Source organism: Streptomyces sp. NPDC002306 (assembly GCF_053593435.1).
In genome coordinates, this window is record NZ_JBSFCK010000015.1 from 139,379 (window position 1) to 160,305 (window position 20,927).

Annotated in this window: 21 protein-coding genes and 2 pseudogenes; 14 read left to right on the forward strand and 9 right to left on the reverse strand. The window is 68.0% G+C overall.

The genetic code is table 11. The annotated features are described in order from the left end of the window. Positions 1-32: 32 nt before the first annotated feature. Positions 33-203 (reverse strand): hypothetical protein, encoded by a 171-nt coding sequence (locus tag ACWCQK_RS26685; protein ID WP_451159025.1) that lies wholly within the window; start codon positions 201-203, stop codon positions 33-35. 256 nt (positions 204-459) lie between these two features. Here ACWCQK_RS26685 and ACWCQK_RS26690 point away from each other — a divergent pair, with 256 nt between their 5' ends. Then, positions 460-2,913, forward strand: a complete 2,454-nt coding sequence (locus tag ACWCQK_RS26690; protein WP_451159027.1) for a GDSL-type esterase/lipase family protein — start codon at positions 460-462, stop codon at positions 2,911-2,913. A 325-nt stretch (positions 2,914-3,238) separates the two neighbouring features. Here ACWCQK_RS26690 and ACWCQK_RS26695 read toward each other — a convergent pair whose 3' ends face one another. After that, positions 3,239-4,057, reverse strand: coding sequence for an alpha/beta fold hydrolase (locus tag ACWCQK_RS26695; protein WP_451159029.1), 819 nt, complete (start codon positions 4,055-4,057; stop codon positions 3,239-3,241). Between the two features lie 235 nt (positions 4,058-4,292). Here ACWCQK_RS26695 and ACWCQK_RS26700 point away from each other — a divergent pair, with 235 nt between their 5' ends. After that, positions 4,293-4,865: a CGNR zinc finger domain-containing protein gene (locus tag ACWCQK_RS26700; RefSeq protein WP_451159031.1), complete on the forward strand. Its 573-nt coding sequence runs from the start codon at positions 4,293-4,295 to the stop codon at positions 4,863-4,865. A gap of 195 nt (positions 4,866-5,060) precedes the next feature. Beyond that, a complete protein-coding gene (locus ACWCQK_RS26705) occupies positions 5,061-5,462 on the forward strand; it encodes a DUF6896 domain-containing protein (protein ID WP_451159033.1) in 402 nt (133 codons plus the stop codon). A 16-nt stretch (positions 5,463-5,478) separates the two neighbouring features. On the opposite strand, the pseudogene ACWCQK_RS26710 reads toward ACWCQK_RS26705, so the two are convergent. Together ACWCQK_RS26710 and ACWCQK_RS26715 are read right to left on the reverse strand one after the other, a co-directional pair. After that, positions 5,479-5,568: pseudogene (locus tag ACWCQK_RS26710) on the reverse strand (IS5/IS1182 family transposase); the annotation flags it as partial. Between the two features lie 139 nt (positions 5,569-5,707). Further along, positions 5,708-6,076, reverse strand: a complete 369-nt coding sequence (locus ACWCQK_RS26715; protein WP_451159035.1) for a VOC family protein — start codon at positions 6,074-6,076, stop codon at positions 5,708-5,710. 63 nt (positions 6,077-6,139) lie between these two features. Here ACWCQK_RS26715 and ACWCQK_RS26720 point away from each other — a divergent pair, with 63 nt between their 5' ends. From ACWCQK_RS26720 to ACWCQK_RS26740, 5 genes are all read left to right on the forward strand, one after another. Continuing rightward, positions 6,140-6,592: a MarR family winged helix-turn-helix transcriptional regulator gene (locus ACWCQK_RS26720; RefSeq protein WP_451159037.1), complete on the forward strand. Its 453-nt coding sequence runs from the start codon at positions 6,140-6,142 to the stop codon at positions 6,590-6,592. A gap of 532 nt (positions 6,593-7,124) precedes the next feature. Further along, positions 7,125-9,578: a SpoIIE family protein phosphatase gene (locus ACWCQK_RS26725; RefSeq protein ID WP_451159039.1), complete on the forward strand. Its 2,454-nt coding sequence runs from the start codon at positions 7,125-7,127 to the stop codon at positions 9,576-9,578. 190 nt (positions 9,579-9,768) lie between these two features. Beyond that, positions 9,769-9,975, forward strand: coding sequence for a hypothetical protein (locus ACWCQK_RS26730; RefSeq protein WP_334661266.1), 207 nt, complete (start codon positions 9,769-9,771; stop codon positions 9,973-9,975). Further along, positions 9,972-10,355 carry a hypothetical protein gene (locus ACWCQK_RS26735; RefSeq protein ID WP_451159041.1) on the forward strand — a complete coding sequence of 128 codons (384 nt, stop codon included), beginning with the start codon at positions 9,972-9,974 and terminating at the stop codon, positions 10,353-10,355. The genes ACWCQK_RS26730 and ACWCQK_RS26735 overlap by 4 nt, the downstream gene beginning before the upstream one ends. Positions 10,356-10,703: 348 nt before the next feature. Beyond that, the gene (locus ACWCQK_RS26740) at positions 10,704-11,378 is read left to right on the forward strand and encodes a DUF4328 domain-containing protein (RefSeq protein ID WP_451159043.1); all 675 of its coding nucleotides are present in this window, start codon (positions 10,704-10,706) and stop codon (positions 11,376-11,378) included. Between the two features lie 96 nt (positions 11,379-11,474). On the opposite strand, the gene ACWCQK_RS26745 is transcribed toward ACWCQK_RS26740, so the two are convergent. Then, positions 11,475-12,377, reverse strand: coding sequence for a hypothetical protein (locus tag ACWCQK_RS26745; protein WP_451159045.1), 903 nt, complete (start codon positions 12,375-12,377; stop codon positions 11,475-11,477). A gap of 718 nt (positions 12,378-13,095) precedes the next feature. On the opposite strand from ACWCQK_RS26745, the gene ACWCQK_RS26750 reads away from it, so the two are divergent. Both ACWCQK_RS26750 and ACWCQK_RS26755 read left to right on the forward strand, forming a co-directional pair. Continuing rightward, positions 13,096-13,380, forward strand: a complete 285-nt coding sequence (locus ACWCQK_RS26750) for a WXG100 family type VII secretion target (RefSeq protein WP_451159047.1) — start codon at positions 13,096-13,098, stop codon at positions 13,378-13,380. Between the two features lie 322 nt (positions 13,381-13,702). Then, entirely contained in the window at positions 13,703-14,266 is a 564-nt protein-coding gene (locus tag ACWCQK_RS26755) for a dihydrofolate reductase family protein (protein ID WP_451159049.1), read from the forward strand. Between the two features lie 159 nt (positions 14,267-14,425). Here ACWCQK_RS26755 and ACWCQK_RS26760 read toward each other — a convergent pair whose 3' ends face one another. Continuing rightward, positions 14,426-15,331 carry a helix-turn-helix transcriptional regulator gene (locus ACWCQK_RS26760; protein WP_451159051.1) on the reverse strand — a complete coding sequence of 302 codons (906 nt, stop codon included), beginning with the start codon at positions 15,329-15,331 and terminating at the stop codon, positions 14,426-14,428. A 163-nt stretch (positions 15,332-15,494) separates the two neighbouring features. Here ACWCQK_RS26760 and ACWCQK_RS26765 point away from each other — a divergent pair, with 163 nt between their 5' ends. Further along, the gene (locus tag ACWCQK_RS26765) at positions 15,495-16,280 is read left to right on the forward strand and encodes an SDR family oxidoreductase (RefSeq protein ID WP_451159053.1); all 786 of its coding nucleotides are present in this window, start codon (positions 15,495-15,497) and stop codon (positions 16,278-16,280) included. A gap of 135 nt (positions 16,281-16,415) precedes the next feature. On the opposite strand, the gene ACWCQK_RS26770 is transcribed toward ACWCQK_RS26765, so the two are convergent. Beyond that, positions 16,416-17,489 carry an NAD(P)-dependent alcohol dehydrogenase gene (locus ACWCQK_RS26770; RefSeq protein WP_451159055.1) on the reverse strand — a complete coding sequence of 358 codons (1,074 nt, stop codon included), beginning with the start codon at positions 17,487-17,489 and terminating at the stop codon, positions 16,416-16,418. A 563-nt stretch (positions 17,490-18,052) separates the two neighbouring features. After that, positions 18,053-19,288, reverse strand: a complete 1,236-nt coding sequence (locus tag ACWCQK_RS26775) for an MFS transporter (protein ID WP_451159057.1) — start codon at positions 19,286-19,288, stop codon at positions 18,053-18,055. A gap of 88 nt (positions 19,289-19,376) precedes the next feature. Between ACWCQK_RS26775 and ACWCQK_RS26780 the strand changes: the two genes are divergently transcribed. From ACWCQK_RS26780 to ACWCQK_RS26790, 3 genes and pseudogenes are all read left to right on the forward strand, one after another. Continuing rightward, positions 19,377-19,742 carry a S26 family signal peptidase gene (locus ACWCQK_RS26780; protein WP_451159059.1) on the forward strand — a complete coding sequence of 122 codons (366 nt, stop codon included), beginning with the start codon at positions 19,377-19,379 and terminating at the stop codon, positions 19,740-19,742. A 40-nt stretch (positions 19,743-19,782) separates the two neighbouring features. Continuing rightward, positions 19,783-19,932: pseudogene (locus ACWCQK_RS26785) on the forward strand (IS630 family transposase); the annotation flags it as partial. A 7-nt stretch (positions 19,933-19,939) separates the two neighbouring features. Beyond that, positions 19,940-20,086 (forward strand): hypothetical protein, encoded by a 147-nt coding sequence (locus tag ACWCQK_RS26790; protein WP_451159085.1) that lies wholly within the window; start codon positions 19,940-19,942, stop codon positions 20,084-20,086. A 75-nt stretch (positions 20,087-20,161) separates the two neighbouring features. Here ACWCQK_RS26790 and ACWCQK_RS26795 read toward each other — a convergent pair whose 3' ends face one another. Further along, positions 20,162-20,908 (reverse strand): phosphotransferase family protein, encoded by a 747-nt coding sequence (locus ACWCQK_RS26795; RefSeq protein WP_451159061.1) that lies wholly within the window; start codon positions 20,906-20,908, stop codon positions 20,162-20,164. Positions 20,909-20,927 lie beyond the last annotated feature (19 nt).

Sequence of the window (20,927 nt, forward strand, 5' to 3'; positions counted from 1 at the left end):
ATAGGGCGGGTTCATCGTTGGCAGGACGTCTATCAGCGCGGTACGTCGGAGAAGTGTGCGCGGCCGCGGGCTCGCTGAAGAACCATCATCTTGAAGTCGCTGGTCACGAGTGAGCCGCTCGGCTCAGTGGCCTTCACCGTGGTCCCGCACAGGATCCAGCCGTTGAGGTTGGCGGTGTGGCGGGTGGTGTTGGCGAGCCCCACTCACTCCTGAGTGAGCCGCTGAAAGCGAGTACGCCATCAGGCGGTTCACGGCGTCCGGCCGTGACCCTTCTCACGGTGTCCGGATGCGACCTCCAGGTCCGGGGGCCAGTCAGTAGGCATAGGCAGGGTGGAGGCGAACACGCCCTCCGCCGCGTTTGTTTGACGTGTCGTCACCCCATGACCAGGAAGGATCATCGTGCCCCGTTTGACCGGCTCGCACAGACCTCAGGGCGGCTTGGCCGTCCCGGGGCGGACCGTGCGCGCGTTACCCGTCGTCCCCTTGCTGGTACTGGCGATGCTCGCCTCGCTGCTGGCGTTGGCGCCGCAGGCCGAAGCCGCGGACATTCCGACCCAGGAGGAGGTGAGCCGGGCATTGGACAGTGCCCCGAGCACCAACTATTTCTGGACGGGAAGGACCGGCAAGTGCGCGGGCGAGGAGGACAGCGTCAAGGGCACGGCCGAGCAGCTCGCACGGGAGCGCGGCGGCAAGACCCTGGAGATGAGGCTGCGGGAGGCAGGCGTCAAGATGCCGTCCTTCGACGCCCCCGATCCGGCCAAGGACATCTGGCGGTTCGCGTCGCGGGAGTACGCCAAGAAGACCAGCTACCAGGCCTGGGTCGTGAAGGGCAGCTGCGTCCGTGACGGCAACACGTGGGAGGAGAAGGAGTTCCCCAACCTCAAAGCCGGCGGACAGGTGCACTGCGTCTGGGAGATCGACGCCGAGCACCCCCTGGCCGAGAAGCTCATCTGGAACGACTGGTTCTGGGGCGGGACCTGCGCGAAGCAGGTGCACCTGAGGAACAAGGCCAGGATCGCCTGCTACCTCTACGACACCATGGGGCCCAGGTGGGAGCACGGCACCGGGGTGCATGGGGACTACTTCCACGGAAACTGGTTCATCCACGGTACGCCGTGGGGCGGTAGCAGGAACGACCGGGCAGTGGACCGGGATGCCGCCGGATACTTGTTCTCCATCGAACCGACCAGCACATGGCCGACGGATCCGGCCGGATTCCAGGCGGACCACGACGAGTTGCTCGGCTGGTTCCGCAGCGGTGACGTCAGGCCGTACCGGGTCGAGATCATCGACGCCTCCACCACCTTCAGCCGCCTGTGGTCCGAACCGTACGAGAACATCTGCGGGAGTGGAGCGGGCTCCTCGGACAGCCCTCGCGGCGTGGGCGAGTTGAGCAAGCGGGCCGTCACGGTCATGCCGTTGGGCGACTCCATCACTTCCGGCGTCGGCAGCTCCACCAGTGCCGGCTACCGGGCGCCGTTGTACGACGACCTGAAGCGGGCGACGAAGTCGGTCGACTTCGTCGGATCGGTGCGCACGGGCACGATGCCGGACGGCGACAACGAGGGTCATCCCGGCTGGCGGATCGACCAGATCGCCAAGGTCGCGGACTGTTCCGTACCCTCCCAACGGCCCAGCGTGGTCACCCTTCACGCAGGCACCAATGACCTCAACCAGAACCACGACGTCGCATCAGCACCGGCGAGACTCAACAACCTGATCGGTCAGGTGCTCGACGACGCTCCCGAGGCGACCGTACTCGTGGCCGATCTCGTCCCGGCCACCAAGCCCGGCCTGCAACCGCTGATCGACGCCTACAACGCCCAACTACCGTCGATGGTCGACGGCTTCCGCGACCGCGGCAAGCACGTCGCGCTGCTCGACATGAGCGCGGTGACCACCGCCGACCTCGCCCAGCCCGCACACCCCAACGACGCCGGGTACCGCAAGATGGCCGACGTGTTCCTGGACGGCATCGCCCAGGCGGCAGCCGACGGCTGGCTGGCGGACCCCCACAGCGGGACCGGCAAGGCGTGCGGCTCAAGTGACGACGACACCAGCAAGGCCGGGCCCGGCTGGGAGGCCATCGGTGTCATCGCCCCCGGCATGAACCGGTGCACCGGGCGTACGGACCTGGTCGAGCTCAACGGCGACGGCCGCGCCGACTACGTCAAGATCGGCGACGACGGCTCGGTGTGCGCCGCCCTGAACACCCCCGGGGCGGACCTCCTGCACCCGCACTGGGCCGACCCCACCCCCGGGCGCGGTCTCTTCCCGCCGATGGGCACGTCGGGCTTCGGCGCCGGCGTACGGTTCGCCGACGTCACCGGCGACGGCCGCGACGAGTACTTGTACGTCAGCGAGGAGGGCGCTGTCACGGCCTGGCTCAACGACGGGCGGCAGGGCGACGACGACCAGATCCCGTACTTCGGGCGCAACCTGGGCGTCATCGCCCCCGGAGTCCGCGGCGCCACCCGCGAGCAGATCCGCTTCGCCGACGTCAACGGCGACCGCCGCGCCGACTTCCTGCGCGTCGGGGAGTCGGGGGCCGTCGACGCCTACATCAACACCCCCGACAGCGACGGCACCATCCACTGGAAGGAGTGGCTGAACTGGGCCGGGGGCGTCCAGGGCGGCTCCCGCGACCAGCTCCGGCTCGCCGACGTCAACGGAGACCACAGGGACGACTACCTCATCGTCGGCAGCACCGGGGCCGTCCACGCCTACATCAACAACGGAGGCGGGGGCGCGGGCAGCTTCATCAAGGAGCTGTACTTCGTCAACGCAACCGGCTACCCGGGCGACAAGACCACGTTCCGGGACGTCGACGGCGACGGCAAGGCCGACTACGTCGTCATCTACGACGGCGGAGCCGTCCGCGCCTGGCACAACCGCGGCGGCAACACCGGATAGCGGACGGGAACCGCCGACAGCGCTCCACCCCCGGGTGCCCGAACACGCCGCCGTGTCCGGGCACCCGGGGACACGGACGTCAGGACCTCCGGACCCAGCTGGCTCACGCAAGGGTTCGAGGGGAACCACTGCGCGAACACGTCCCGCCACAGCTCCTGGAGGGCGCTCGGGCAGGGGCCGTGCTTGCCGAAGACCGCCCAGGTCCCAGGAGGGTAGTTGTACACGCTGACCGTCGATGGCCCAACACCCCACGCCTCGGGGCGCAATCCGCCTGTCGCCCGACGACACGACGGGCGGATGCCGGTTCTTTGGTCCGGCGCGAGGGTCAGTTCGCCTGCCACCATCCGGTGACGGCGGCCGCGTAGTCGTCTGCGGCTTCCTCCCAGACGAAGTGGCCCGCGTCGAGGACATCGAGCTTGCTGTGGGGCAGGTGCTCGTGCAGGTACTCGGCGTTGGCCACCGGCACCACCGGGTCGTTGCGGCCCGTGATGATCTGGACCGGCGTCTCGATGCCGGGCAACAGGCCACCGAGGATCGGCAGTTCGGCAGGGTACCCGCGGACGTAGGGCATCTGGTCGACGAAGCGCTGGCCCACGTAGGACGCGAGGTAGTCCTCACGCACGGCGTCCGGCAGTTCGTAGCCCGCGATGTTGTCGATAGCGACCGTGACGGCGGCCTTGGGGGGAAAGGCGCGATACGGGGACAGGTCCTCGTCATGCACCCATTCGTTCAGCGGGCTTCCGAGCCGGAGCGGGACCGCCGCTCCACCCGTTCCCACGACCGCACTGCGGAACCGGCCCGGACGCCGCGCCGCGGCGAACAGCACCGCGCTGGTGCCGATGTCCGGGCCGACGACGTGCGGGGCGTCCAGCCCGAACTCGTCGGCGATGCGCAGGATGAAGTCCCCCATGGCTTGCGGGGAGAGCAGGTCCTCGCGGAGTTCGGAGTGCCCGAATCCCGGCAGGTCCACCGCTGTCAGACGGGCGCGCTCGGCCAGTTTCGACCAGCTGGCGTCATAGGCGTACAGGCTTTCCGGCCACGGGCTCAGCAGCAGAGCCTCGCGGCCATCGCGGGGCGTGTCGCTCTCGGCGTACCGGATGGACAGCCCGTCGATCGTGCGGAACCGGGTCTTGATCGCAGTCATCTTCATTTCCTTTCCAGGAACCCGCCTGGGTCGGGATGACCCTTCGTGTCATCGAGCGCCGCGGATGGCTCCGCCGGAGAAACTGGCGTGTCCGCGCGAGTCCGCGCTGGTCGCCGACAGCGAAGATCACATCAGGCGAAATGTTCTTTCTTCAGTAGACCATTACTGTGCGACACACGCCACTGTGCGATGTAAGTTTCTTTTTCCACTAGGCGATGTCCGTTAGGATGGGTAAATGGCCAGAGATGAAGCATCGGAGCCTGCACGGCGGATCCCGGCGACCGCTGCGGCGATGGTGGACCTGCTCAACTCCCGGCCGCACGCCGCAACCGACTCCCTCGACACGCTTCACGCCGATCAGGCGGCACACGCCCTCCTTCGGCCGTTCGGCCACCCCGAAGCGGCCGCGCCGCCATCGCCGGAGCGCCTCGCCGACATCCGCGCCCTGCGCGCGACCCTCATGACCATCGTCGCCGCACCGGACAGCGCCGCAGCGGCGCCCGGCTGGGCGGAACTCACCGAACGCGCCTCCTCCGTCACGCTCCGGCATACATTCTCGGCACCCGGGACGGGGCTGCAGCAGGTGGACGGCGACCCCGTGGTCGGCGGCATCACCCTCGCGGTGGCGCAACTCGTGACCGAAGGCACCTGGCCCCGCATCCGCGCCTGCGCCAACGAGCACTGCGAGCACGTCTTCTACGACACCACGCGCAGCCGCACACAGCGCTGGCACTCATACGAAATGTGCGGCAACAAGAACAACGTGGCCGCATACCGAGCCCGAAAAAAGACCCGCGCCGACGACTGACGGCAGCATCCGCCCGACGGCACCCTCACCAAGCGACCCGGACCCGATCGGCACGTGGCAGGCGTTTCCGCACACAGCCAGCGGAAGTGGCGGCTGTGGTGTGCGGTACTGATCGTTTCGGAATTCCGTCCTGCGGAGATGCCGACGGCCTCATGGAACAATCCCTTCAGTCACGACCTTGAGGGATGGCGCCATATGGAACGGGCTGAGGCTGCGCGAGATCTCGTGCTTGGCTACGTCCACACTCTGGACGCGATCGATGAGGCCATGAGGGCGGCAATCCCCTCGCTCGAGCGACTGGCAGACGTCCTCGGCCTGGCCCGTTCGCGCCGGATCAGCCGGAGTGATCACATCGGCGCCTACTCCTACACGGTTCATGGGGCAGGGTGCCGCTTCGTGAGCGGCAACGGCGCTGAGGTCGACGTGGACTTCGCAGTTGACGGGAGCGAAACCTTCGACCTCTGGCGGCTGCGCCGGTATGGGCTGAGCCTGCCGGAGCCTCTTGATCTCACGGATGAGGACCTGCGGTCCGCAGTGCGGTCGCTGCAACCGCTTCTGAACGAGGTGCGGCCGAGGTGGTTCAGCGTAGCCAACTGATTCATCAGGGACGGATTCACAGGCGGCGCAGACACATGAGGCCGCAAGCCAGTTCCAGCAGGTCCTCATGGAGATCTGCGCGTCGCTCGTAGCGGGTGCGGAGCCTGGCCGATCACTTCCCAGCCGAGGTCATCTGGCCGGCAGAACGTCGCCAGGTCAGCGGGACAGAAGGTAGCGTCACGCACTGGCCTGGGGCGCAACCACGGTCTTCGGGGATCAGTGATCGTCCGGCGGCGTTCGGCCGGTCAGGCGCGGTCGTGGAGAGTGACCTGGTAGCCGTCGGGGTCGGCGAAGGTGAATGTCCGGCCGAAGGGGCCGTCGATCGGTTCGGAGACGATGGTGTGACCGTCGGCGGCGAGAGCATCGTGAATGGCCTGGACGTCTGTGGCGTGGAACCAGATCGCGGCACCGATACCGGGCTGAGCAACGGATGCGAGATCGGTACCGGGAACGACGTCGCGGAGTGCGAAGGCGATCGGCTTCGTCTCGAAGACGACGGCGTGCGGAGGTCCGGCCTGCGAGCGGACGAGGCCCAGGTACTGCTCGTAGAACGCCTGCGAAGCGTCGAGGTCGCGCGCTTGGAGCGAGATGAAGTCGGGTCCGGTGGCGGGCATGATGACGCTCCCTCGTTTCGTGTCAGTTTTCTGACACAGGTCAATCTATGTCAGACTTCTGACATGAATCAAGACGGTGTCGACCTGGAGACGTCGCTGGGCTACCTGCTGAAAGAGGCGTCGAGCGTCCTCCGCGCAGCCATGGAGGAGGTGCTGCGGCCCCTCGGGATGAGCGTGACGCACTACTCCTGCCTCGAGCTGCTTGCTCAACGACCGGGCTTGTCGAACTCCGAGCTCGCGCGGGGCGCGTTCGTGACACGGCAGTCGATGAACGTGCTGCTCCAGGCCCTGGAACGAGACGGCTACGTGACCAGGCCCGCGGAGGCACCCGTCGGGAAGGCCCTTCCCACGCGGCTCACGCCTCGCGGTCTACAGAGCCTTGAGAAGGCGAGCGCAGCGGTCCGGTCCGTCGAGGTCAGAATGCTGGCCGGCATGACCGAGACCGAACAGTCGGGCGCGTTCCGGATCCTGCAGAGCATGATCCATTCCCTGCGTGAGGGCAACGCCGGCGCATAGCTCGTTCCCGGCGCACGTCTCGTCACTCCCGGACAGGAGTGCAGCCGAGGGTGAAAATCCGTGCCGCCGACCTCGAACCGAGGGACCCCGACTTGCCCACCGCCCGCGAGCCGACCGCGCGCGGGCGCTGCGTCCGTCCAGTCGACCGTGCCGCCCGAGACCTCCGGCCCCGGAGATCTGGACCGTACCGCCGGAGTAGGTCACCTCGTAGAAGTTGACCTCGCCGCCCGCGAAGGTCGACCCGTCGAAGTGGACCGTGCCGCCGCAGAAGGTCACCTCGCCAAGGCCGACCGGCCCGCCGCACAGAATGCCTGCTCCCTGATCGCCACCCCCAGGGTGCAGCACGCTTTCCGTCCACTTGCCGCGTCCGCCTCGCAGTCCGTCAGCGGGCTTGGCGTGACCGAACCGGCATCGGCCACGGCTGCGACGTTGTCACAGGGCAGAGCACTGTCCTGTCATTGCACCGCACGAGGCAAATTTACTTTTATGTCTCATATGACCCATTCGCAAGCCTTCCGAGGACGACAGCTCCATGACCAGGACCACGATCAGCATCGATCAAGCGAGACACGCATCCGATATATCAGACACGGCGTTCGCGCTGCTCGACGAGCAGGGGACGGTGGTCGCGTGGACGCAGGACGCCGAGCACCTGGTCGGATACTCCGCCGGTGAGGTGGTCGGCCGGTCCGCCTCACTCGTCCTGCCACGCTTCGGGGTGGCGCCGACGATGTCGGCGTACGTCGAGCAGTGCCGAGCACAGAACGGCTGGTCGGGCACGACGACGGTGCGCCACCGGGACGGTCGCAGGCTCGCCGTCGGCATGCGGATCTCGATGTTGTGGGGCCAGGACGGAGCAGTGCGGTGGCTTGCGTCCGCGACCAACATCGGCGCGCCGTCCGGCGACGCGGTGAACGTATTGGTGCAGGGGTCGATCCTTGACCACGCGCCGATCGGTGTCTCCCTTCGTGACCTGGAGCTGCGTAGCACCTGGGTGAACGACGCGATGGAGAGCCACGACGGCGTCCCTCGTGGCCGGCGTCTCGGATTCAGGATCACCGACTCGTGTCCCAGTGCCGAGACCGAAGCCACGGAGGCGATGATGCGGCGGGTGCTGAGGAGCGGTAGCAACAAGGTCCACGAATACCGGACGTGGCTGCCGACACCTCTGGGCGAGGAGCGCCCGCTCGCGGTTTCGTTCTCCTGCCTCCTGGGCGCCGACGGCCGGCCGCTGGGAGGGTGCACCATCAGTGTCGATGTCACCGAGAGCCGGCGGGAGCACGAGCGCCTCACCGTCCTTGGCAAGGCCGGCACACGTCTGGGCAGCACCCTGGATGTGATGCAGACCGGTCAAGAACTGGCCGATCTCGCCGTGCCCCTGTTCGCCGACGGCGTCGCCGTGGATCTGGAGCAGTCGGTCCCGTTCGGCGAGGGGTCGCCGGTCCGCATCGGCTCGATCGGCGAGCGCCTCCCCGTTCTGCGGCGGGTCGGCTTGGCCTCGATCCACCAAGGGGCGCCGGAGTCCCCTTGGGTGCGCGGTGAGCGGACACTCATACCGTCCGTCTCGCCCATCGCCCAGGTCCTGCGCACCGGCAAGTCCTACCTGGAACCGAACGTGGACACCGCCCCGGGCGGATGGATCGACGAGTCGCCGGCACTGGCGCAGAGGATCCGTGATCATGGCATGCATTCCGTGATGGCCGTACCCATCCGCGCACAGCGTGTCCTGCTGGGCGTGGCGGTGTTCATCCGCACCGAAAACCCGCTGCCCTTCCAAGAGACCGATCTGCTCCTGGCCGAAGAGCTCGTCAGCCGCGCCGCGGTGTCGTTGGACAAGGCCCGCCAGTACCGCCGCGAGCACACCGCGGCCCTCGCGCTCCAGCGCAATCTGCGCCCTCACCGTCTGCGTGGCGGTGCGGCCGTCGAGGCCGCCTCCCGCTACCTGCCCGCCGACATCGACCGTGGTGTCGGAGGCGACTGGTTCGATGTGATCCCACTGTCCGGCGCCCGCGTGGCCCTCGTCGTCGGCGATGTGGTCGGACACGGCATCAACGCCGCCGCGACCATGGGCAGGCTCCGCACCGCCGTCCACACGCTCGCCGACATGGAGGTGCCCCCCGGCGAACTGCTGGCCGCCCTGGACGACACGGTCCAGCGACTGGCTGAAGCGGACGCCGACACTCCGGACTGGAATCCCGCGGTGGTGGGCGCCACCTGTCTGTACGCCGTCTACGACCCGACCACCCGCCGGTGCACCATGGCGGCGGCCGGGCACCCACCGCCCGCGATCATCGACCCGCAGGGCAAGGTGACCTTCCCCGATCTGCCCACCGGCGCCCCGCTCGGCATCGGGCTGGGAGCCCTCTTCGAGGCCACGGAACTGGAGCTGCCCGAAGGGACCCTCCTCGCCCTGTACACCGACGGCATGACCGAGACCCGCGAGGGCGACATCGAGGAGGGAATGCGCTGCCTGGGCGCCGCCCTCGCCCGACCGGAGCTGTCCCTGGAAGAGCTCTGCAGCCGGGCGATGGCACCCGTCGAGGATCAGGTGGCATGCGACGACGCCAGCCTGCTCCTGGTCCGCACCCGCTCGCTCAGCCCGGCCCAGGTCGCCTCCTGGACGCTGCCCCGTGACAGCACCGTCGTCCATCGCGCCCGGAACCTGGCAGCCGGTCAACTGGCCGAATGGGGACTGGAAGGGCTCGAGGGCACCATGAAGCTGATCGTCAGCGAACTGGTCACCAACGCCGTCCGCCACAGCACCGGTCCGATCGGTCTGCGTCTGATCCAGCACGAGGTCCTGACCGTCGAAGTGTCCGATGCCGACTTCTCCTGCCCTCGTACGCACAGCCCGCGCGATGTCGACGGGCACGGTCGTGGCCTAGCCACGGTCGCCCAACTGTCCCGCAGATGGGGCACCCGCCCGGCGCATGGCGGCAAGGTCCTCTGGGCCGAAGTAGACCTTGCCCACGCAGCGGGCCGCTGATCGATCGTCCGTCGGGGCGCCGACGTGAAGCACGTGAGGTGTCCCGGGCCGCCAGGAGGGTGTCGTCGATCGCCGCACGTACGGCCAGTGCGGCCACCCCCGTGGGGCCTCCGCACACAGCGTCCCCGCCTCACACCCCGGTCACGCAGACAGGTACCGCGTCTGGTACCACGTGAAGTACCTTGGGTCCATGCCTGCACTCAATGTGGAATTCAGCGAGGACGAGATGGCACGGCTGCGCGAACGGGCGGCTCTGGCGGGCCGGAGCCTGAAGCAGCATGTGCACGACGTGACGGTCGAGGAAGCCGACCGTCTCGCCTTCGTGGAGGGTGCGGTCGCTGAAGCCGCCCGGGTACTCCCCGGCGTCGAGGCCCGTTTCCCCGCGGGACAGCGGTGAGCCCGGTCATCCGCGTCGACGTCGGCTGGGTCCTGCAGATCCAGTCGGCGATCTCCCCGCTGAATGTGCCCATCGCGGACTGGGGCAGCCTGGGGTACATGGCCGGCCGGCACACCTTCGAGCGGGAGCGCGGCGTCCTGTACTACGAGGAGATCGCCTCCCGGGCCGCGACCTTCCTGCACACCGCGCTGCTGCTGCGTCCGTTCACCGATTACAACCTCGTCATCGGCTGGGCCTGCGCCAGCCAGTACATGCACCTCTCCGGCCGGCCCCTCCAGGCCAAGGACGATGACCTGTACGAACTCGCCCAGGCCATCCGGACGCAGGAAGCCGATCTGCGCGCCGTCGCACAGCGTCTGGAGTCCTGGCGCAGCGAGTGACTGACGGTGAGGGCCCCGCGTCCATCGCTCAGGCTGCCCCGCACCGGACTCCCAGGGACTGACTCCCCACCCTCCGGTGCCCGGTGCGACCCCTCAGACACTCCCCTGCACAATCGTCCGGGGGACCGCCGGGAGGTGTCGCCAGAAGCGCATGCCTTTCCGCGCGGTCGGGACCGCCCCTCTGCCTGCGGCCACGCGCTCCGGCTGTCAAGACGGTGCAGGTGAATGCGCGGGGCCCTGTCATCTCGTCGGCCTGGCGGCCGACTGTGGCATCCGCATCCCTTGGAGTTAAGATCCGCTGCCGACCTGCGGAAAGTCCGAACGGGCGGCTCACATGGGGAGTGAGAAGTGGCTGAAGCAGTCAGGGTGCCGCGCGGGCGGGCCCGGCTCGCCTACGGCGCGCTCGCCGCGTTCGCGCTGGTGACGGCCGCGGCCGGGCTGACAGCGTGGCACAAGTACCAACTGCTCACAGATCCGCACACGCCAGGACCGTACGTCGACAACCCATTGGTCGAGGCCGACACGTATTTCAGGAACCTGGCCGGCTGGCGAACCGCACTGCTGCTCGTGGCTCTGCTGCAATTCAGCATCTGGCTCGACGGCATGCGTGACGTCGCGGATGTGCTGTGGCGGCAGGGACAGCGTCGGCGCAGGGCGTGGGTGGTCTTCGGCTGGGTGACACCACTGGCACAGTTCTTCGTACCCAAGATGTTCGTCAACGACCTGTGGGCCGCCGGCCAGTCACAGCCACCGCGCCATCGTGGACATCCTCTGCTCACGGCGTGGTGGCTCTCCGTCCTCGTCGCGGCGAGTACGTACGCCGACGCCTCCGACGATCTCAAGAAGGCGGTCAACGCGGGCCAGGCTCGACATGTCCTGCAGCAGGTCATGCTGAGCGATGGTCTGTACATCTGCGCCGCCGCACTGTCGATCACCCTCGTCTGGCAGCTCGCTCGCCGGTTGGAACGCGCCGCGTCCATGGCGGCCCCTGAAGCCTGGCCGACGGGCGAAGCGAGAACCTGAGAATCCTGGGAGTGTTGGCGGCGTCCAGGACGGTCTGGCGGCGGCCGCCCTGGATCTCGCGTGGAGAGGGGCGGCCGCCGCTTTCAGACGCGGGTGTTAGCGAACGTCGACGAAGTCGCCCGCGGGCGCGGCCGGGCTGGCGACCGTGACGCCCTCGTACAGGTAGCGGAAGTCGCCGTCGACCGTGGCCTTGACCGTGGTCTTCAGGTTGCCCGCGGAGTCCGACTTGATGGTCTTCAGCGTCGTGTAGACGGTGGAGCCCTTCTTGCGAAACTGCAGCTTGACCGGCTGGTTCGTGAAGCCGCGGTAGGTGTTGGTCTCCCAGTCGGCGCGCGTCAGCTTGCCGGTGACCGTGAGGGTCTTGCCCTTCTTCACCGGCTCCGGCGCGGCGTTCACCGACAGCCCAGTGCCACGCTGGACCAGCGTGGTCGCGGAGGTGGCACCGTCCGCCCAGCCGACCTTGGTGATGTCAGCGTCCGGGGAGCTCAGGTCCTGGCCGTTGAGGGCGATGGCGAGGGCACCAACGCGCCAGGTGCCCGCCTCCGGGTTGAGCAGGTCGCCGTCGTTCGGGTAGATGTCGATGGCGCCCTTGCAGCTGGCGGTGGTCGCCGACGTGACCGTGCAGGTCGCGTCCTTGGCGCCGAACAGCATGTTGTCGGGCAGGTCGAAAGACCCCCGGTAGATGTAGGGACCCGTCAAGAAGTCGGCCGCCGTGATGTCCACGTCGGCGCCGTGGGTCATCGTGTAGGTGACGGACGTGGCGACATGGGCGGTCGGGCCGACCTTGACAGACTTGGCGATCTTGACGTTGGAGAACTGCACGTCCATCTCGTACGGCTCGTCGTCCGGGGCCGGGGCCCGGAACGCGGCCTTGCCCGACGCGGCGTGGGCGGCGGAGAAGAGCTTCGCCACCTCCGCGCGTGAAGGCGCCGCGGCGTCGGCGTGCGCGGCCGGCACGACGAACGCGGAGAGAGCCAGGGCGCCGGTAGCGGCGGCCACAGTGGCACGAATACGCATACTTTCCCCACTGAGGAGAAGAGGGCCACGCACGGCGGTCGTCACGCATCGCTCGTACCACCGCAGCGGCCCTGATGGTAGGGAGTCTGTTGACTCAACGGGTCAGACGATCACTCCGGGGAATGGTTGTACAAAGTTTGAAGATTTTGTGAGTCCTTGTCGACGGCCGCCTCGCCGATCGCCCACCGGTGGTGTCGCTCGGCGGATCCGCAGGTCCGGGGCTCGTGGCGGCCGGAGGGCCGGAGGGTCGGATGATGTACGTGCTGGCCGATCCAACGGATCAGGCGTCGCGGCAGCCGTCGGCGCCTCCCGGCCTGCGCCGCAACGAGGTCGCGGCTCTGGCCGACATGAGCGTGGCGTACTACGCGAGCTGGAGCGCGGCAACCTCGCTGTGGCCATCCTGCACACCGGAGGGGCCCCCAGTTCCGACCCGGCGCCCATGACGATATGCAGTACGGCCGGTCACCCCGCCCTCGGACACAGCAGCCTCAGGATCCCGGTCCGGCCTGGTGCGCGAGATCCCTCATGCCCAACGCCGGGCTTGAGACCAGTCCGGTGATCGCTTCGTGGCGTCGTGGGGCGTTCGGGTGGGGCGGCCGTGTCCGAGCGATCCGGTGTGTCGTTGGGACGCTGATTGATCTTGTGTGGCCGACCGGCCGTCCCGGCCTTTCGGCACCTGTCACGAACCGAGAGGAACACGATGACCGCCCACTTGACCTCCTCCGAGCTCCAGCAGACCCAGACCGACATCAAAGACACCGCGGCGAAGCTGCAGACCGAACTCGGTGAGATGAAGGCTCACATCGTCGAACTCGCCGGCACTTTCGGCAGCAACGCGGCCACGACCTGGCAGCAGATGCTGAGCGACTGGGACGCCAGCGCGCAAGAACTCAACCAGACCATCGACGCCGTTCAGCAGGCACTCGGACAGGCAGCCGAGAACTACCAGGCTCCTGCGAAGGAGAACGTCGGCATGCGGATCTGACCCGTCTCGCGGCCATCTCCCGGCGCCTCGCTGGACAACCCCGACACCTCCGGCGGCTGCGCGGCGGGCGCCGACCCGGCCTTCCACAGTGACCACTTCGAAGTCTGACGCTGCGATATCGGGCTGTTCTTCACTATTTGATCTGGCAGCTCGTAGCACCTGCCGCCCTCCATGCGTCCGGAGCGCGGATGCACGCTCGTTGCGGTCCTCCCAGCGAAGTGACCTCGCGAGGGGACCGGGCCCCAGGGATCCCGCGAACCGCGATGAGTTTCGCGGCCTCCGGCGGTCGTATGGTGGAACCCGTTGCCGAGGAGGGCTTCTGATGCGCAGCCTGACCTATTCGATGGGCGTCTCCCTTGACGGCTACATCGTCGGGCCGGACGGCGATTTCGACTGGACGGCGCCCGACGAGAAGGTATTTCGCTTCTGGATCGACGACATTCGAGAGGTCGGCGTCCACCTGTTGGGGCGACGGCTGTACGAGACGATGCTGTACTGGGAGACCGCCGACCAGAATCCATCACTCGACGACGCGGAACTCGAGTGGGCCGCGCTCTGGAATCCGCTTCCCAAAGTGGTGTTCTCCACCACCCTGTCGGCGGTGCAGGGCAATGCCCGCCTGGCCTCCGGCGGCCTGGCGGAGGAGATCGAGCGGCTGCGAGCCGAGCCGGAGGAGGGCGACATCGCGATCGGCGGCGCGACTCTCGCCGCCGAAGCGGCCGCGTCGGGTCTGATCGACGAGTACCGGGTCATGGTCTACCCGGTGCTGGTCGGCGGTGGCATTCCCTTCTTTCCCCGAGGCGAGCGCCGGGTGGATCTCGAACTCGTCGAGACCCGCACCTTCAGGTCGAAAGTCGTCTACCTCCGCTACCGTGTGGCGCGCTGACCGGCTCGTCCGCCGGTCCCTGAAAAGAACGGGCCAGTCACTGCCGATGGCGGCGAGCTTGTCGCCAATGAGCTTGCCCCGCCTCGATTGGTGTGCGGCGGACACACCCCCGGGCGGACCTCGAACCGCCTCGTAGCGGCGCCGTCGCGGATACGGCTTCTACGACTCGTCGGCAACGGTGCGTGCGCCGCTGCGCGACGGGCTCCTGATGGCGGAGGTGACAGCAGGCGCTGTCCAACTCGCCAGCAGACGCAGTGCGTCGGTGGAGGCACCGGGGTTCGGTGTGTACAGGCACAGGGTCTGGTCGGGGTCGCCCGCGAACGTGAGCACCTCGTAGTCGACCGTGAGCTCGCCGACCAGCGGGTGGCGGTAACGCTTGGAGCCGTGTGTCTTCTCCCCCACCTGACGGGCGGCCCACCTTGTACGGAACTCCGGACTCTTGATACTGAGCCGGCCGACCAGTTCCGTCAGCAGCGGATCGTCCGGGTGGCGCCCCGCGTCCAGGCGCAGCATGGCCACGGTGTCGGTCGCCACCGCTTCCCAGTCGACGTACAGCTCCCGGGCGGCGGGATCGAGGAACTGGTATATGGCCATGTTCCGGTCACGGTGGGGCAGAGCGTCGAAGTCCGTGACCAGGGCGCGGGCGAGACCGTTGGCGGCCAGTACGTCCATCCGGCGCCCGAGGACGAGAGCGGGCGCGGACTCACCCAGCAGATCCAGCATGCGGTGCACCTCGGGCCGCACCCGCTGAGGACGATTTGGGCCTCGTCGGCCGGTGGGGGTGGTACGTGTGCGTGTCAGGTCGAGCAGGTGCCGACGTTCCACGTCGTCCAGGTCCAGGGCACGGGCCACGGCTTCGAGGACCGCGTCGGAGGCGTTCGGCTGCCTGCCCTGTTCCAGGCGGGCGTAGTAGTCGACGCTCACCCCCGCCAGGTACGCGACCTCCTCGCGGCGCAGCCCCGGTACGCGGCGGGCGGTGCCGGTCGGCGTGACGCCCGCGTCTTCGGGGCGCACCTGGGCGCGGCGGGACCGAAGAAAGGCCCCGAGCTCGACATTGTGGTCCATTCCTCCAGTCTCACCGACCGTCCAGGGCTGCTGCCCCCCTCAGGGTGGACCTGTCAGACCCAGGTTGAGCAGTGCGTGCTCGGGGGCCGGATCCGGGGGCGCGACGGACGCAGAGTGGATACCAGGCGCCGATCAGGCCCCTTCCCTCACGATCACCCCTTTCATGGAGAAGACCCTCATGTCCGCTCTCACCCGGAACAACCCGCTCGCCGGCCGCGTCGCCGTGATCACTGGCGCGTCCAGCGGCATCGGCGAGGCCACCGCCCTGCGTCTGGCCGACCTGGGCGCCAAGGTCGCCCTCCTCGCCCGCCGCCAGGACCGCCTCGACGAACTGGCCGCGAAGATCGAAAAGGCCGGCGGCACCGCGCTGGCGATCACCCTCGACGTGACGGACAAGGCCGCGGTCCACGCCGTCGCCGATCGTGTCGCCGCCGAGCTCGGCACGGCCGACCTGGTGTTCAACAACGCCGGTGTCATGCTGCCCGCCTCGATCGAGGAGCTGCGCGAGGACCAGTGGCAGCAGCAGATCGATCTCAACATCTCCGGCCTGATGAACGTCATCGGCGCCTTCACGCCGCAGCTGGTCGCCGCGGCGGCCGAGGGACGCCCCGCGGACCTGATCAACAACTCGTCCATCGCGGCGAAGAACATCTTCCCGAAGTTCGCGGTGTACTCCGGAACCAAGGCATTCGTCACGCACATGTCCGTGACACTGCGCGCCGAACTCGGTCAGAAGGGCGTCCGCGTCTCCGCGATCGAGCCGGGCATGGTCATCACCGAGCTGGAGACCCACATCACCGACGCGGGGGCCCGGGAGTGGTTCGCGGGCTCGCACGACGTGATGCTGCACGCCGAGGACATCGCGGAGACGCTCGCCTTCACCGCGGTACTGCCCCGCCGTGCCAACCTTCAGCAGGTCACCGTCATGCCCACCGGTCAGCCTGCTTGAGAGGAGGTGGACAGAATCGCGAGCTTGGTGACAGAGCGCGCTGCTGCTCACCCGACCGGCGATTCCGGTCGGGTGAGCAGCACGCCTGCCTTCGGGCCGGGCGGCCTGCCGGCATGGTCTGCCGCCGCGTGATGGTCAGTCGAAGACGACGACCTGGCGTCCGACGACGTCGCCGCGGCCGAGGGCGTCCAGGTTCTCGTTGATGTCTTCGAGTTTGACCTTGGTGACGTTGTGCTTGATGAGGCCGGCTTCGGCCAGGGAGAGCACCTCGACGAGATCGAGATGGTTGCCCCAGAAGGAACCGAGGTAGGACAGCTCCGTTCCTACGAAGGGGAACTGCTTGTGCTCGACGTGGTGGCTCATGAGGCCGACGGCCGCCAGCACCCCCTCCGGGCCCAGCAGATCGAACCCCATCGAGATGGACGCGTTGCTGCCCACGCAGTCCAGGATGGCATCCAGCGTCCTGCGGCCCGTGAGCTGTTCCAGTTCGTCCTGAATGGCCTCGGTGGACTTGTCGCGGACGTTGATCCCGTAGTCCGCGCCGTTCTCCTTCGCCACATCCAGCTTGCTGTCCTTGCGTGCGAGAGCCACCACGGTGGCTCCGCCTCCGAGCAGCTTCGCGTACTGGATCCCGTAGCTGCCCAGCCCTCCGATGCCCGTGACGGCGACGGTACGGCCAGGACCCAGCTTGCCCGTGTCCCGGATCTTCCTCAGACCCCGGTAGGGCGTCATACCCGCATCGGTCATCGGGGCGAGCAGCTCAGGCGCCTTTGCGGCGTTCTCCGAGACCGGAATCGCGTGTCGGCATTCCACGGCCATGTACTCGGCGAAACCGCCGGGAGGGCCGAAGCCCACCCACCGGCCGTTGCCGCTGCACAACTGCTCGTTCCCCTCGCGGCATTGGCGGCATGTGCCGTCCCCCCAACTGGGATTGACGACGACCATGTCACCTTCCGAGTAGCCCACCGATTTCGGAACGGCGCTGCCGAAGCCCGCTACTCGGCCTGTGACCTCGTGACCGGGGATGAAGGGGAGGTCCACGGGGAACGGACCTTCGAAGTAGCCTTCGAGCTGCTGGAAATCGCTACGGCACATGCCTGTCGCCGCGACCTTCAGCAAGATCTCTTCCGGCGCGGGGTCGGGTACGGGAATCTCTTCGATTCGAAGGGGTTCTTTGTATCCGTGCATCCGAGCTGCTTGCATCTGCATGAGGGCGCCTCGCTTTCGCTGGCAGGCAACGGTGCGGGCCCGTACAGCGTCAGGGTTCCGGATGCCACATCGGCCACCGCGACCGCCACTCCGCTTCGGATACCACCAGGTTCCTGCGTTTGCCGCCGCCACGCACCCGGAAATGGAGGGTGATCACGCGGAGAGGCGGCCAGCTCACCAACCGCTTCAGCGGGCGCGACCCCTACTGAGAAGACCTCTCGCCGGTTGTGCCCGTGCCATCGGAGATTGATCGGCGACGGCAGATGCTCACCGATACGCGCGGGTGCGCAGGGATGCGCGCGGTGCGCACGGATGCTGGAGATCATGTCGGATCTCGTCTCGAAGCAGATCGACCTGCTGGGCAGAGTCCCTCGATCTTCGGCAAACCGCCTGTGATACGTCCCTGCAGCCATGTCTCCACTTTCGGCAGGCTCCAGTCAGCCGCTGGCGTCTGCAACGACTTGCTTGGCACTCGCAAGCAGGGCGGTCATGGTTTCGGTAATCTGACACTCACTCAAGAGAGCGCAACGGCACTCAAATCCGGCCCTTGGGCGGGCGGCTGGTCACGCCGCTTCGGTGCGCGTGGGGGTCGCAGCCACTTGTCGAGACTCCCGTTGGCGTGAGGGCTGATGCCGTCGTCGATGATTTCCGTGGAGTTTCAGCACAACGATGCCGGCGGGAACGATGAGGATCATCAACACACCGCAGCCGACAAGGACGTCGGGGGCACTGGCCCGGTCGAGGAGGAAGCCTCCGAACGCGGCGCCAAGGGGGGAAGCTGTCAAAAGTATGGCGCTACGCGCCGCCAGCACCGTGGTGAGCAGCTCGGCGGGTGCGCGGTCCTGGATCAGGGTGAACGAAAGCGCGGAGTAGGGGCCGTAGACGAGTCCGGCGAAAGCGAAACCGATCAGGGAAGGCAGGGCGGTGTCCGTGAGCGCGAAGGGAACCATGCCGACGCCGTGCCCCGCGATGATGCCGAGCATGACCGGCCACAAAGGGAGCCGTCTGGCCGCGCCGCGGGCAAGAGCGCCAATGACGGCTCCCATACCGAAGGCGGCCCAATAGGCGCCGAGCAGCCCCGCGCCGGCATCGAGGTCGTCGGAGACGAACAAGGGGAGAGCGACTTCGACGGGGCCAAAGGCGAGGTTGAACACCCAGGTCACGAGGAGCAGGCCGAGGAGTTCCGGCTGACGGCACAGCATCCTCAGCCCGCGCTGTGTTCCCCCGGTCACCGGGGGCAGCGGTGACCGGGGCAGGGCAGTACGGCTTGTCTGGAAGGCGAGCACAGCGAACGTGGCGGCGTCCAGGCCGATGATCCATGTGGGAGATACCGCTCCCACGAGAAGACCCGCGAGAGCGGGGCCGGCGATGGTCGCGCTCCACAGACTGGTGCTCAGCACACTGTTGACCGCCAAACGCTGGTCGTCAGAAAGCAGAGGGCCGAAGAGTGCGATGCCAGGGCCTACGCCGCAGGCGTCGGTGCTCGGCTGCGCCGATGGTCGCGGGGTGCATCGCACCCGGCGGCAGCCGCTCCCGACACGGTCAGCACGGTGACGGACCGCGCCTCGACCGCAGCCGCATGCGCCGCGGATCTCGACGGCCTGCCGACCAGCCGGACCCCCCTTTCCCGCACGCTGCGGCGCGCCCACCTTGTCCGGAGTCGCGCGCACGGGCCGCGCCAGTAGCCAGCCCCGACTCCACTTCGTTCCGCGCCGTTCCAGACGACCAGGAAGAAGGAAGGTGACGGGACGGCCTGGGGAACGCACGTGATCCCGTTCGTCCTCTCCCGCATGTCCCACTACCGCATCAGGCAACGTTCGCCTCGCTGGTGGAGCACGGAGAAGTAAATCGTTGGGGTGGCGCAGGGGAATCTGCCACGCTTATCGGATGGGTGCATTGGACGCAGTGGCAGGCAGGATCGCGGGCGGGGCCACCGTGACGTTCCGGCCCAGCGGCTCCTCGATGGTCCCGCTGATCCGTAGTCGGCAGCAGGTGGTCGTTGCCCCAGTCGATCCATCGAAGTTGGAGGTCGGAGACATCGTCCTCGCCCGCGTCGCAGGGACGGTCTACTTGCACTTGGTGTCGTCCGTGGACCTCGCCAGGAAGCGGGTGCAGATCAGCAATAACCGTGGTCTCGTCAACGGCTGGACCAGCCATGATCGTGTCTTCGGTATCTGCGTGGCAGTCGACGGCGTCACTCGCTCGGGAATCGCAGGCAAGGCGCTCGCGGCCGACTCCGACGACTCCTCCTGAACTTGACGTTCCGGCGGCATCGGGCCACCAGGCTGTATGGGTGACAGAACGAGTGCGTGTTCGCGAGGCCGAGGACGACGAGGGTCAGCGATTACTGCGGATCAACCGCAGCGGCACGGGCTCCATGGTGACCTGGCAGCGCGCACAGATGGTGCCGTTGTCCGCTCAGGGCATGCCGGTCGCGAAGATTCCTGGTCGTGGAAGGAGCGATCGCGCTGCTGCACTGGTTCCGCCGCCTGTGCGTCCGCTGGGAGATCCGCCACGACATCCACCACGCGTTCGCCACCCTCGGCTGCGCCGTCAGCTGCCGGCGACGACCGCGCGCCGCACTTCGTCGGGCGTAGGGCAGGCGATGCGCCCCAGGGAATGGCCTGCTCGACGCGTCAGAACGCACTCACAGCAGTCGTGCCCACGCAGCCTCACATCCGGGATCTCAGCACGTCGACCTCACAGCCCGGCGCGAACGCGTCGAAGCCGTGCTCGATCAGCCAGCGAACGACCAGCAGGCTTCGCAACGACCACCACGCGCGGATCACGTCGAGGTCGACGGCGGTGCCGTAGCCGGCGATGACGTCGTCGAGGTGCTCCTCGTGTCCGAGCGTGAAGGCGGCGAGGTCGTACAGGGCGTCACCCTGGCCCGCCTCGGACCAGTCGATGATGCCGGTGACCTCGCCGCCGTCGACAAAGATGTGCGCGATCTGCAGGTCGCCGTGCGTGAACGCCGGAGTCCACGGCCGCAGCGCGGCCTCGGCGACCTGGCGGTTGCGGGTGACCAGGTCGGCGGGCAGGACGCCATTCGTCACGAGCAACTCGCACTCGTCGTCGAGTTCCGCCGTCAGCGCGTCGATGCTCCGCCCGGCCCGGCCGAGCCGGGGCGGCAACGGTGCGTCGTGCAGCTTCCGGATGGCGGCGCCCGCCGCGGCCCACTCCGCCGCTGACCCGGTCGACGGGCCGCCAAGGCTCCCGACCGTTGTCCCCGGAAGCGCGGCGAGCGCAAGTACGGGCGGCTTGCGCCACAGGACCTCTGGGGTCGGGACCGGCGCGAGGGACATCACCTCGACCTCGACGTCGATGCGCGCCTGATCGGCGTCCACCTTCAGGAACACGTCGCCGACGCGCAGGGTCACGCGCTCGGAATGGGCGACGACGACTTCGACCTCATCCATGGGCGACCAGTATCCCGGG